At 56.4% G+C, this 11,602-nt stretch carries 11 protein-coding genes; 7 read left to right on the forward strand and 4 right to left on the reverse strand.

Annotated features, from left to right (window positions below; all coding sequences use genetic code 11):
• The first annotated feature begins 159 nt into the window (after nucleotides 1–159).
• Together SPH27_RS01850 and rimL are read left to right on the forward strand one after the other, a co-directional pair.
• Nucleotides 160–1,815 carry a glucan biosynthesis protein D gene (locus tag SPH27_RS01850; protein WP_182072355.1) on the forward strand — a complete coding sequence of 552 codons (1,656 nt, stop codon included), beginning with the start codon at nucleotides 160–162 and terminating at the stop codon, nucleotides 1,813–1,815.
• A gap of 45 nt (nucleotides 1,816–1,860) precedes the next feature.
• Entirely contained in the window at nucleotides 1,861–2,409 is a 549-nt protein-coding gene (rimL, locus tag SPH27_RS01855; RefSeq protein ID WP_182072352.1) for a 50S ribosomal protein L7/L12-serine acetyltransferase, read from the forward strand.
• Here the strand turns inward: rimL and ydcK are convergent.
• Nucleotides 2,404–3,384, reverse strand: a complete 981-nt coding sequence (ydcK, locus tag SPH27_RS01860; protein WP_182072350.1) for a YdcK family protein — start codon at nucleotides 3,382–3,384, stop codon at nucleotides 2,404–2,406. The genes rimL and ydcK overlap by 6 nt on opposite strands.
• 132 nt (nucleotides 3,385–3,516) lie before the next feature.
• Here ydcK and tehB point away from each other — a divergent pair, with 132 nt between their 5' ends.
• Nucleotides 3,517–4,113 carry a tellurite resistance methyltransferase TehB gene (gene tehB, locus SPH27_RS01865; RefSeq protein ID WP_096151313.1) on the forward strand — a complete coding sequence of 199 codons (597 nt, stop codon included), beginning with the start codon at nucleotides 3,517–3,519 and terminating at the stop codon, nucleotides 4,111–4,113.
• On the opposite strand, the gene pepT is transcribed toward tehB, so the two are convergent.
• The gene (gene pepT, locus SPH27_RS01870; protein WP_182072348.1) at nucleotides 4,110–5,339 is read right to left on the reverse strand and encodes a peptidase T; all 1,230 of its coding nucleotides are present in this window, start codon (nucleotides 5,337–5,339) and stop codon (nucleotides 4,110–4,112) included. The two genes, tehB and pepT, sit on opposite strands and share 4 nt — an antisense overlap.
• 111 nt (nucleotides 5,340–5,450) lie before the next feature.
• On the opposite strand from pepT, the gene SPH27_RS01875 reads away from it, so the two are divergent.
• Nucleotides 5,451–7,046 carry an ABC transporter substrate-binding protein gene (locus SPH27_RS01875; protein ID WP_182072373.1) on the forward strand — a complete coding sequence of 532 codons (1,596 nt, stop codon included), beginning with the start codon at nucleotides 5,451–5,453 and terminating at the stop codon, nucleotides 7,044–7,046.
• Between the two features lie 135 nt (nucleotides 7,047–7,181).
• Entirely contained in the window at nucleotides 7,182–7,856 is a 675-nt protein-coding gene (locus SPH27_RS01880) for a DUF3313 domain-containing protein (protein ID WP_033145514.1), read from the forward strand.
• Between the two features lie 34 nt (nucleotides 7,857–7,890).
• On the opposite strand, the gene SPH27_RS01885 is transcribed toward SPH27_RS01880, so the two are convergent.
• Nucleotides 7,891–8,787, reverse strand: a complete 897-nt coding sequence (locus SPH27_RS01885; protein ID WP_096151305.1) for a DMT family transporter — start codon at nucleotides 8,785–8,787, stop codon at nucleotides 7,891–7,893.
• Nucleotides 8,788–8,960: 173 nt separating this feature from the next.
• Between SPH27_RS01885 and SPH27_RS01890 the strand changes: the two genes are divergently transcribed.
• Nucleotides 8,961–9,833: an AraC family transcriptional regulator gene (locus SPH27_RS01890; protein ID WP_322435578.1), complete on the forward strand. Its 873-nt coding sequence runs from the start codon at nucleotides 8,961–8,963 to the stop codon at nucleotides 9,831–9,833.
• Here SPH27_RS01890 and SPH27_RS01895 read toward each other — a convergent pair.
• On the reverse strand, nucleotides 9,813–10,979 hold the full coding sequence (locus SPH27_RS01895) for a benzoate/H(+) symporter BenE family transporter (RefSeq protein WP_139155769.1): 1,167 nt from the start codon (nucleotides 10,977–10,979) through the stop codon (nucleotides 9,813–9,815). The genes SPH27_RS01890 and SPH27_RS01895 overlap by 21 nt on opposite strands.
• A gap of 92 nt (nucleotides 10,980–11,071) precedes the next feature.
• Here SPH27_RS01895 and SPH27_RS01900 point away from each other — a divergent pair, with 92 nt between their 5' ends.
• Complete coding sequence (locus SPH27_RS01900; protein WP_182072346.1) at nucleotides 11,072–11,599, forward strand: helix-turn-helix domain-containing protein; 528 nt, start codon at nucleotides 11,072–11,074, stop codon at nucleotides 11,597–11,599.
• The last annotated feature ends 3 nt before the right edge of the window (nucleotides 11,600–11,602 follow it).

Raw genomic sequence — 11,602 nt, forward strand, 5'->3', positions numbered from 1 at the left:
CCGTTCTGGTCGACAGAAAATATTTCTCACTTTGTTCATATAATCACCGGCCAACAATTGGATTCTTAACCATTTTTGTTTAGGCTGTGCGTTCTTTCTTGCCGTCATTTCGCCGAGCGCGAAACACATTCACACGACCATAAGGACGTTTTTCCAGGCATGAATCGCAGACGTTTTCTAAAAGGCTCGCTGGCAGTGGCAGCCCTGAGCGGCACATCTGGCCTTGCTTCCCTGTTTTCCAAAGCGGCATACGCTGCCGACTCTGACATTGCTGACGGCCAGAGCCGTCGTTTCGACTTCTCCGTACTGCAATCCATGGCGCATGACCTGGCGAAAACCCCGTGGGGTGGCGCGCCGCGTCCGCTGCCGAACACGCTGGCAACCATGACGCCGCAGGCGTACAACGCCATCCGCTACGATGAAAAACAGTCACTGTGGAACAACATTGAAGGGCGTCAGCTGGACGTGCAGTTCTTCCATATGGGGATGGGGTTCCGTCGCCGCGTGCGGATGTTCTCGCTGGACCAGTCAACCTCTATGGCGCGCGAGATCCACTTCCGTCCGGAGCTGTTCAGCTACGGTGAAACGGGTGTGGATACCAAACAGCTGGAAGGGCAAAGCGATCTCGGCTTTGCGGGCTTCCGCGCCTTTAAGGCGCCTGAGCTGGCGCGTCGCGATATTGTCTCTTTCCTGGGCGCGAGCTATTTCCGCGCGGTAGATGACACCTACCAGTACGGCCTTTCCGCGCGCGGTCTGGCGGTAGATACCTTTACCGACACGCCGGAAGAGTTCCCGGACTTTACCGCCTTCTGGTTTGAAACCGTCAAGCCCGGCGACACGACTTTTACCGTCTACACGCTGCTGGACAGCCCGAGCATCACCGGTGCCTATAAATTCGTGATCCACTGCGAGAAGAGCCAGGTGATTATGGAGGTGGAAAACCATCTCTACGCGCGGAAGGACATCAAGCAGCTCGGCATCGCGCCGATGACCAGCATGTTCAGCTGCGGCAATAACGAACGCCGCATGTGTGACACCATTCACCCGCAAATTCATGACTCCGACCGCCTGGCAATGTGGCGCGGCAACGGGGAGTGGATCTGTCGTCCGCTGAACAACCCGCAGAAGCTGCAGTTTAACGCCTATATGGACAAAAACCCGAAAGGGTTCGGCCTGCTGCAGCTCGACCGCGATTTCTCGCACTATCAGGACGTGATGGGCTGGTATAATAAACGCCCGAGCCTGTGGGTTGAACCGCGTAACGACTGGGGTAAAGGCGCGGTTGGCCTGATGGAGATCCCGACCACCGGCGAAACGCTGGATAACGTGGTCTGCTTCTGGCAGCCGGAAAAAGCGGTGAAGGCGGGCGACGAGCTGGACTTTAAATATCGTCTGTACTGGAGCGCCATGCCGCCGGTGCGTTCTCCGCTGGCCAACGTCTTCGCCACCCGTACCGGTATGGGCGGCTTCCCGGAAGGCTGGGCACCGGGCGAAAATTACCCGAAAGTGTGGGCCCGCCGTTTTGCTATCGACTTCGTCGGTGGCGACCTCAAGGCCGCTGCGCCAAAAGGCATCGAGCCGGTGATTACGCTCTCCAGCGGTGAAGCGAAGCAGGTTGAGATCCTCTACGTTGAGCCGTTTGACGGCTATCGCATCCTGTTTGACTGGTACCCAACCTCGGATTCGACGGAGCCGGTGGATATGCGCCTGTTCCTGCGCTGCCAGGGCGATGCCATCAGTGAAACCTGGCTGTACCAGTATTTCCCGCCTGCGCCGGATAAACGTAACTACGTTGACGACCGGATAATGCGTTAACGATCGATTCCCTCTCCCTCCGGGAGAGGGTTAGGGTGAGGGGCAATGACCGCAGCAAAATCCGAAATTATCCCGGTATCTGACGCTCTCGAGCTTCGCGCCGTCGAAGAGCGCTACGCCGCCGACCTGCATAATCTTGTCGTCAAAAACAAAACCTTTCTGCAAACCGTCTTTGACTGGGCGCAGCACGTGGGCAGCGAAGAGGATACCCGCCGCAACGTGCAAAGTAACCAGATGCTGCACCAGCGCGGCTACGCCAAAATGTTTCTGATCTTCAAGGATGATGCGCTGGTCGGCGTGCTGTCGTTCAACACGATTGAACCGACCAACAAGGCCGGGTACATCGGCTACTGGCTGGATGAAGACCACCAGGGGCAGGGCATTCTCTCCCGGTCACTGCAGGCGTTTATGCGCTACTACGTCGAACGCGGGGAGATCCGCCGTTTTGTGATCAAGTGTCGGGTGGCGAATCAGCACAGCAACAACGTTGCCGTGCGTAACGGTTTTACGCTGGAAGGGTGCCTGCGGGAAGCGGAATACCTGAACGGTCGCTTTGACGATGTGAACATCTACGGGAAGATCGCTACCCTATAACGCTCCCAGCAGCGGGGTGCGGGTGATGCGCTGGTCGCCGTTAATCACCTTTTCGCCGCGCAGGTGAATGCTCTCCCCGGCAAAGGCTTCAATGACCGCATCATCTGTGATTTCAACCCGGTGCTCAATGAGCACATCTCCGCTGATCCGCGCGCGTCCCTGGATCACCACCTTATCGTCCAGCATGATCGGCCCGCCGCGTAGCCATGCCTGACCGCCAATCAGAACGTGGTGCTTGATGACGCAGTTTCCTTCCACCACGGCATTCTCCGCAATCTGAGAGCTGTAGCGCACCGTCGGAATAGCATCGTCGTCATAACCGGCAATCACGCGGGCGTTACCATAGACCTTTGCGCAGTCGCAGACCCAGACGTTATTTAAGTCGTTACCTTCGAGGATGGCGTTGTCGAATATTTCGGCGCGGTGCTCAACAAACGCAAAATTAACCATCGCCTCGCCGTAGATTTGCGCCTGGTGCACAATGCGCGACTGGCTGACGGTCGCCTTATCGTAGATTTGCAGGATCTGGTCATGGTCCGGCGTCAGACCTTTGGCGGCGATGATAACGCTGTTGTGCAGAACGCGGGCATCGCCGTAGAGATGGCATTCGCCCCTCACGCAGGAGTGCTGAATGGTGACGTTGTCACTTATACGCGCCCCGTGGCTGACCTCCGCGCCGTCCAGCCAGCAGCTGCCGCTGATAAGAGCATCGTGGCTAACGATGCACGGCAGGGTAAGTCGCGCGTTGCCGGACACGACGGCACCGGCGAACACCACGCTGTTTTCGTCGTAGATCCAACAGTCCCCGTCCTGCGCGAGGGCGCGCTCATCGTCAACCCAGCCGCCTTTCGTACCGACCGTCACGTCGTTAAAATCCACTGTCGCGATAATCTGCCGCAGCGTGACGGAGCGGGTAGTTTCGCCGTTTTTCCATTGCCAGAGGCGGGTTTCGTCGCTAAGGCGATATTTGTTCATCTTTAGGTCTCTGATAAGCGTCTTAACTAAACGTAGCAAATTTTTCGGTTTTCGAGCGGCTGGCAACCAGACGGTAAACGCCTTAAAATGGCATTCAGGATGCACTTTAAACTTATGCAGGCTCAGGAAAAAATAATGACCGTTGATGAGAATTACTTCACAGAGAAATATGGCTTAACCCGCACCCATTCAGAGGTGCTGTTCAGTGCGGCAAAGATTAAACCGGGTAAAACGCTGGATCTGGGCTGCGGCAACGGCCGCAACAGCCTTTATCTGGCGGCCAACGGTTACGAGGTGACCGCGTGGGATAAGAACCCGATGAGCATCGAGAATATCGAGCGCATCAAGGCGGAAGAAGGGATCGATAACCTCCACACGGCGATTAAAGATCTCAACAACCTGAGTTTTGACGGCGAGTACGATTTTATTCTCTCCACCGTGGTGCTGATGTTCCTGGAGTCAAAAACCATCCCGGGACTTATCGCCAACATGCAGCGCTGCACCAGGCCCGGCGGCTACAACCTGATTGTTGCCGCGATGGATACGGCGGATTACCCGTGCACCGTCGGCTTCCCGTTTGCGTTCAAAAGCGGTGAGCTGAGCAACTACTACGAAGGCTGGGAGTTGCTCAAATACAACGAAGACGTTGGCGAACTGCACCGCACCGACGAAAACGGCAACCGCATCAAGCTGCGCTTTGCCACGATGCTGGCGCGCAAGCCCGCTTAGCGGGCAGCAAGCAGGCAGATCTGCAGGGCGGTGTTGTAAGACGCCTCGAACGACGACAGCGGCAGGAATTCAAACTTCGAGTGGAAGTTATGCGCGCCGGTGAAGAAGTTCGGCGTTAGCAGCCCTTTTGCCGAGAGCGCCGCGCCGTCGGTACCGCCGCGCATGGGAGTCGGCTTCGGCGTGATGCCGAGTGATTCCATAGCTTCGAACATCAGATCGATGGCGCGTCTGTCCTCACCAATCGCATTGCTGATATTGCTGTAGGTATCTTCAATGCGATAGTCCACCCTGGCCGTAGGATGTTGGGCGGCAATCAGCGCGGCTACGTCGGCAATCTGCTGCTTGCGGGCGGCAAAGTTGTCCTTGTCAAAGTCGCGGATATTGGCCTTAAGAATGGCCTCGTTCTGGCCGGCCTGAATGCCGTTAAACCAGATATAGCCCTCACGCCCCTCGGTGCACTCCGGCGTTTGCTGGCGGTCAAAATGGTTGATGTAGTCAGTCGCCATCAGCAGGGGATTCACCAGCACGCCTTTGGCGGACATCGGGTGCGCCGTTACGCCGGTAAAGCGGATCTCAGCGGCTGCCGCATTAAAATTCTCGTAGACAATTTCCCCCAGCTCGCAGCAGTCGATGGTCCAGGCGAAGTCGACGTCAAAGCGCTTAAGGTCCAGCGCTTTTGCACCGTTCAGGCCGATCTCTTCGTCAGGCACAAACGCCACGACGATATCCCCGTGCTGATGTTCCGCCGTCAGGTTTTCCAGCACCGTCATGACCACAGTGACCGCCGATTTATTATCCGCGCCCAATACGCTGGTTCCGTCGCTGAAAATAATCTCCTCATTCGGATACGCCAGAATTTCAGGATGCTCGTTAACCCGCAGCCAGATGTCTTTCTCTTTATTCAGACAGAGATCTTCACCGGTAAACGTTAATATTTGTGGATGAATATCCGGTGATAATCCCACGTCCACGGTATCAATATGGGTAATAAAGCCGATGCGCGGCGCGCCGGGCACGTTGCCTTTTTTGACCGCCGTTACCGTGGCGAATTCATCAATCACAATATCGTCTAACCCCAGCTGTGCCAGCTCCTGCGCCAGCTCGCGCGCCATGTCGTGCTGGCCCGGCGTTGAGGGCAGGGTTTTGACCTTGGGGTCGCTCTGGCTGGTGATCGCGAGATAGCGGAAAAAACGGTGCGTTAATTGTCTGGAAAGCGGCGAGCCCATAGTGATTTATTCCTTATTTATTTTTCAGGTGTTTGCCACATCACTTTAATGTTATTTATGAAATGGCAAAAGAATTAATTAGCCGTCGAATTAAAAAAACAGGAATAAATGATGAAAAGCAAACTCACAACTATAACGCTGGCGCTTGCTGTACTCACGGTCAGTTCCACCGTCGCCGCGAAAACGCTGGTGTATTGCTCCGAAGGATCGCCGGAAAACTTTAATCCTCAGCTATACACCTCGGGAACCAGCGTGGACGCCAGCGCCGTGCCGGTCTATAACCGGCTGGTTGATTTCAAACCCGGCACCACGGAGCTGGTGCCAAGCCTGGCGGAGCGCTGGGAGGTGAGCGACGACGGCAAGGTTTACACCTTCCATCTGCGTAAGGGCGTCAAGTTCCAGAGCAATAAATCCTTCACGCCGACCCGCGACTTTAACGCCGACGACGTGATTTTCTCGTTTATGCGCCAGAAAGACGTGAATCATCCGTATCACAACGTCTCTAACGGCAGCTATTCCAACTTCGAAAGTCTGGAGTTTGGCAGCCTGATTACCGGCATTGATAAAGTTGATGACCACACCGTTCGCTTTACCCTGGCGCACCCGGAAGCGCCGTTTGTCGCCGATCTGGCATGGTATTTTGCCTCGATCCTGTCCGCGGAATATGCCGACGCGATGCTAAAAGCGGGCACGCCGGAGAAGGTGGATATGGAGCCTATAGGTACCGGGCCGTTTAAGCTGGCGCAGTATCAGAAGGATTCGCGGATCCTGTTTACGGCGTTCGACGACTACTGGCAGGGGAAATCGAAGCTGGATCGGCTGGTGTTTAGCATCACGCCGGATGCCTCCGTGCGGTTTGCCAAAATTGAGAAGAACGAATGTCAGGTGATGCCGTTCCCGAACCCGGCGGACCTGCCGCGCATGAAGGCGAACAAAGACATCAACCTGATGAGCAAAGCCGGACTGAATACCGGCTTTCTGGCGTTCAATACCCAAAAGCCGCCGCTGGATAACGTAAAAGTCCGTCAGGCGCTGGCGATGGCCATCAATAAACCGGCCATTATTGATGCGGTTTTCCACGGCACCGGCACCGCTGCAAAGAACCTGCTGCCGCCGGGCGTCTGGAGCGCAGACAGCGAGCTTAAGGATTACGATTACGATCCTGAAAAGGCGAAAGCGCTGCTGAAAGAGGCCGGTTTTGCCAACGGCGTGAGCGTCGACCTGTGGGCGATGCCGGTGCAGCGTCCGTACAATCCGAATGCGAAACGCATGGCGGAGATGATTCAGGCCGACTGGGCGAAAATCGGCGTACAGACCAAAATCGTCACCTACGAGTGGGGCGAATACCTTAAGCGCGTGAAGGGCGGGGAACATCAGGCCGCGCTGATGGGCTGGACGACCGCAACGGGCGATCCCGACAACTTCTTTGGTCCGCTATTTACCTGTACCTCGGCAAACGGTGGCTCAAATTCGGCGAAATGGTGCTATAAGCCCTTCGATAATATTATTGCGGAAGCAAAATCAACCACCGATCGCGATAAACGCGTGGCGCTGTATAAAGAGGCTCAGCAAATGATGCATGATCAAATGCCGGCGGTGATGATTGCGCATTCAACCATTTTCGAACCGGTGCGCAAGGAGGTGACGGGCTATGAAATAGACCCGTTTGGCAAACATCTGTTCTGGCAACTGGATATAAATCAGTAATTTTTCACTGCCCGGCACGCTTGCGGGCAGTCTTTTCGCAATTTGTGCTCTCCGCATCATTTTTTGTCACAACAAACCCGCCGGTCTTTTGCTATAACTTCAAATGCATACTTGCAGATAACATGGAAAACTATCATGCGTACTCAAACTTTTTTTAAAGTTGCAGTGCTTACTGGTCTGTTGGCGTTGGCGGGCTGTTCTTCAAAAGTCGCGGCTCCCGAACAATATTCTGGCTTTTTAAAAGACTATTCAGGCTTGCAGCAGACGACGTCTGCGACGGGTAAACCAACGCTGCGTTGGGTTGATCCTTCTTATAACGAAGCTAATTACGACAGTATTCTCTGGACGCCGATTACTTATTATCCCGCGCCTAAACCGACCACTCAAATTGGTCAAAAAACGCTTGATGAGCTGTTGAATTACACCAATAACAAAATGAAAACTGCTATTGGTACCCGTAAGCCAGTCGTGACCACGCCGGGTAAACACAGCCTGATTTTCCGCGGTGCAATTACCGGGGTGAGTTCGCAGAAAGAAGGTCTGCAGTTCTATGAAGTGGTGCCGGTCGCGCTGGTGGTAGCCGGTACGCAGATGGCAACCGGGCATCGCACCATGGATACGCATCTCTTCTTTGAAGGCGAACTGATCGATGCGGCCACCAACAAACCGGTCATGAAGGTGGTGCGTAAAGGCGAAGGTAAAGATCTGAACAACGAAAGTACGCCGATGACGTTTGCAACCCTGAAGCAGGTTGTTGATGACATGGCGACGGACGCCACCATGTTTGATGTGAAAAAGACCGCGAAATAAAATAAAACGGCCTGCGTAATGCAGGCCTTTTTATTTACGCCGTTCGTAAGCGTCTGAACCAGGTTTCTGGTTTGGTAAACATCACCATATTTCCCCCCAGAATCAGCAATAACCCCACGATACCGTTGATATGCCAGACGTAGCCTTCATACACCGTAGAGATGGACAGCGCCACCAGCGGGAAGAGCAGCGTACTGTAGGCCGCTTTGCCCGGACCGATACGTCCCACCAGCGTGAAGTAGGCGCCAAAGGCAATCACCGAACCAAACACGGCCAGATAGAGCAGCGCGCCAATGTAGCTGACGGTCCACTCTGGCGCGAAGCTGTCGCCTCTGAACAGGGCAATGCAGCCCATCACCAGCGTGCCGTAGAGCATCGCCCAGGCGTTGGTGGTCATGGTTTCAAGGCCTTTGCGCTGGTGACGCATGCTGATCATATTGCCCAGCGAGAAGCCGTAGGTGCCGAGCGCGGAGAGGCCAATCCCGGTCAGGAGCGACGCGCTCCAGCCGCTGGCCAGCAGATCGTCCCAGAAGAGGGTGACGATCCCAGTCAGGCCCAGTGCCGCCGCCGTCCAGAAACGCGCGGGCGGGCGCTGCCCGAAGAAGATAAAGCTGTTAATGGCGTTATAGAGTACGGCCATGGAAAAGATCACCGATTCCAGCCCGGTGTTGATGTGCGAGGCTGCGGCGTAAAAACACCAGAAGTTAAAGCAGAAAACGCAGCATCCCTGGAGCATACAAAAAAGGTGATCCCGCAGCGCCAGCTGGCGCAGGCGGCGCAGGGCGATTAATACCACCATCATCGTGAGGCTGGCGACGGCGAAACGCCAGAAAATCGAGACGGGCGCCGCTACGGGCCCCTGCTGCAGGAAAATCGCAATCCAGGTGGTTCCCCAGATGACCACCACCAGTCCGTATAATAATGCGTTCATATTTTTCTCTTCTCAAACCACGGAAGCCCGCAGTATGCCGCTGAGATCGGTCAGGGGCTTTCACCGGCTTGCGGTCGACTTGCAAAATCTTGCGCTTTTTTCTTTCCCGGGGGCTGGCAACGGGAGACAACTCTTCTTAGACTGATATTCCAGTCAATCACGCGCTTACGGTCATGTCTCACGCTTACGATACCTTTGAAACGCTTTGCCAACAGAATGCGGTCCTGCGGGAAACCGTCTCGCTGAATTCGGGCATTCAGCTGGCAGCGTGGTACAACAAGCATGATACGATAACGGTAAAAAGTAACCATCATACTCTGAGCCTGTACGTGGCGGACGGCTACGAAAGCTACCAAAAAACGCCGGGCGGCTGGAAGAACGGCGGGGGGCCGGACCGTTTCTGCTTGATGCCAAAAGAGAGCGAATCGACGTGGGATATCCGTGATGACCTGTCGTTTGTGCACCTCTACTGCACCGATGAACACCTGCGCGACGTGGGGGAAAAGATCTGGGACAAGCGCCCGCTTTCGCTGACGCTCGACGAGCGCATTTTTGGTAGCGATCCGAAAATCACCGCGCTGTATCGCCAGTTTTTGCTCGGCTGCGACTGGCAGCAGCACGCCAACCAGCTCACCCTGAGCACGGCCTCTACGCTGCTCCTGACCCATCTGCTGCAAAACTACTCTAACGTTCAGTGGAAGCTGCCGGTCGTCACCGGCGGGCTATCGCCATTCGTACTGCGTAACGTGCTGGCCTTTATCGAAGAGAACCTGGGCCAGCCTTTGACGCTGGCTGAACTGGCGGCGCAGGCCGCCCTCAGCGAATACCATTTTGCCCGCATGTTCCGCCAGTCGACGGGGCTGGCGCCGCATCAGTATGTGATGCAGAGACGAATGGAAAAAGCGAAGGCCCTTGTGCAGAACAGGGCGACGCCGCTAACGGACATCGCCCTTGCCTGTGGGTTTAACTCCGCCAGCCACTTCAGCAACCGCTTTCGCAGCGCGACGGGCATGACGCCTTCGCAGCTACGCGCGGCGAGCGCGTGAAAGCAGGGCATAGCACACGCCGCCCAGCACCAGCCCCCAGAATGCCGAACCGATGCCGAGGATCGTGACGCCGCTCGCGGTCATCAGGAACGTGACGATGGCCGCGTCGCGCTCCGCCTCGTGGCTCAGTGCCTGATATAAACTCCCGCTGATGGTGCCCAGCAGCGCCAGACCGGCCAGCGTCTGGATCCAGCTGAGCGGCAGAGCGGCCATCAGCCCGGTAATCGAGCCGCCGAAAATCCCCGCCAGCAGATAAAATCCTCCTGCTGCGATGGCCGCCAGCCAGCGTTTACCGGCATCCGGATGCGCATCCGGGCTTTGACAAATGGCGGCAGTAATGGCCGCGATACAGATAGAAAAGACACCAAAAGGGGAAAACAGCAGCGCCAGCGCTCCCGTAAAGATGATAAGCGGCGAGACCGCCAGTGGGTAACCGGAGGCTTTCATCGTGGCGAACCCCGGCGCGTTTTGTGAGGCCATGGTTACCAGGAAGAAGGGCACGCCAATACTCACCAGGCTGGTGAAGGTGAACGTGGGGGCGATAAATTCAGGCATCACAAGCGAGAGCGTGAGCTTATCTGTGACAACGTCACCGCCCGCCCATGCCACGATACCGCCGACCAGCAGCGTGACCACGATGGCGTAGCGCGGTGCCAGCGCTTTTGCGATCAGCCACGCGGCAATCATGCTGCCGCACAGCAGAAAGTGCCCCTCAAGATGCGCAAACGCGTGCAGGCCAAACTGCAGCAACACGCCTGCCAGCATGGCGGCAGCAAGCGAATGGGGGATCAGCCTCATCAGACGGGCGAAGAGCCCGGTGATGCCGCAAAGTAAAATGAGCGCGTTAGCAAAGATGAACACGCCGATCGTTTCCGGCAGCGTTACGCCGTGCAGGCTGGTGGCGAGCAGCGCCGCGCCGGGCGTTGACCAGGCGGTCAGCACCGGCGCTTTGTACCACCAGGAAAGCGCCAGCGTGCTGACGCCCATCCCAATCCCCAGCGCGGTCATCCAGCCTGCGATCTGCTGTGCGCTGGCACCAGCCGCCGCGGCAGCCTGCCAGATGATGGCGGCCGAGCTGGCGTAACCGACGAGCACGGCGACAAAACCAGCCAGGGCGACTGGAACAAGGTGAGAGGAAGGGCGCATGAAAACTCCGTTGTGCGTTATAACGTCCGATATAAGGTAACACTGTGCGCTATAGCGTACAAGTGGTATGCTGATCGCCATCAGGAGGGACTATGGACATCACACTACACCTTGCAACAACGCTGAAAACGCTGCGCCAGACGCGCGGCTGGAGTTTATCGAAGCTCGCGGACGAGACCGGCGTGTCAAAAGCGATGCTGGGGCAAATCGAGCGCAATGAATCCAGCCCGACGGTGTCGACGCTGTGGAAAATTGCCACCGGGCTGAACGTGCCGTTTTCCGCGTTCATCACGCCAGAGGCGGACCGGCATGCGGTGTTTGACCCGCAGCAGCAGGCGATGGTGGTCAAACCGCTTTTTCCGTGGGACGAGACGCTCGGGTTTGATTATTTCTCCATCACGCTGGCACCCGGCGCGCTGAGTGAATCCACGCCGCATGAGGCCGGGGTGATTGAACATGTGGTGGTGGTCAGCGGCGAGCTGGAGATGAAGATTGAGGGCACGTGGCAGACGATTTCTGCCGATTCGGGCGTCCGTTTCGCCGGCGATAAACCGCACGCCTACCGCAACAGCAGCGACCGGACGGTGCATTTTCACTCCCTGATTCATTATCCCCGCTGACGC

The sequence above is a fragment of the Enterobacter sp. A103 genome (assembly GCF_034427535.1).
GTDB classification, from domain to species: domain Bacteria; phylum Pseudomonadota; class Gammaproteobacteria; order Enterobacterales; family Enterobacteriaceae; genus Enterobacter; species Enterobacter asburiae_B.

What these genes read in the sequence shown, in the direction of transcription:
- SPH27_RS01850 (WP_182072355.1), top strand. Translation starts at nt 160, where the DNA reads ATGAATCGCAGACGTTTTCTAAAAGGCTCGCTGGCAGTGGCAGCCCTG.
- rimL (WP_182072352.1), top strand. Translation starts at nt 1,861, where the DNA reads ATGACCGCAGCAAAATCCGAAATTATCCCGGTATCTGACGCTCTCGAG.
- ydcK (WP_182072350.1), bottom strand. Translation starts at nt 3,384, where the DNA reads ATGAACAAATATCGCCTTAGCGACGAAACCCGCCTCTGGCAATGGAAA.
- pepT (WP_182072348.1), bottom strand. Translation starts at nt 5,339, where the DNA reads ATGGGCTCGCCGCTTTCCAGACAATTAACGCACCGTTTTTTCCGCTAT.
- SPH27_RS01875 (WP_182072373.1), top strand. Translation starts at nt 5,451, where the DNA reads ATGAAAAGCAAACTCACAACTATAACGCTGGCGCTTGCTGTACTCACG.
- SPH27_RS01880 (WP_033145514.1), top strand. Translation starts at nt 7,182, where the DNA reads ATGCGTACTCAAACTTTTTTTAAAGTTGCAGTGCTTACTGGTCTGTTG.
- SPH27_RS01885 (WP_096151305.1), bottom strand. Translation starts at nt 8,787, where the DNA reads ATGAACGCATTATTATACGGACTGGTGGTGGTCATCTGGGGAACCACC.
- SPH27_RS01890 (WP_322435578.1), top strand. Translation starts at nt 8,961, where the DNA reads ATGTCTCACGCTTACGATACCTTTGAAACGCTTTGCCAACAGAATGCG.
- SPH27_RS01895 (WP_139155769.1), bottom strand. Translation starts at nt 10,979, where the DNA reads ATGCGCCCTTCCTCTCACCTTGTTCCAGTCGCCCTGGCTGGTTTTGTC.
- SPH27_RS01900 (WP_182072346.1), top strand. Translation starts at nt 11,072, where the DNA reads ATGGACATCACACTACACCTTGCAACAACGCTGAAAACGCTGCGCCAG.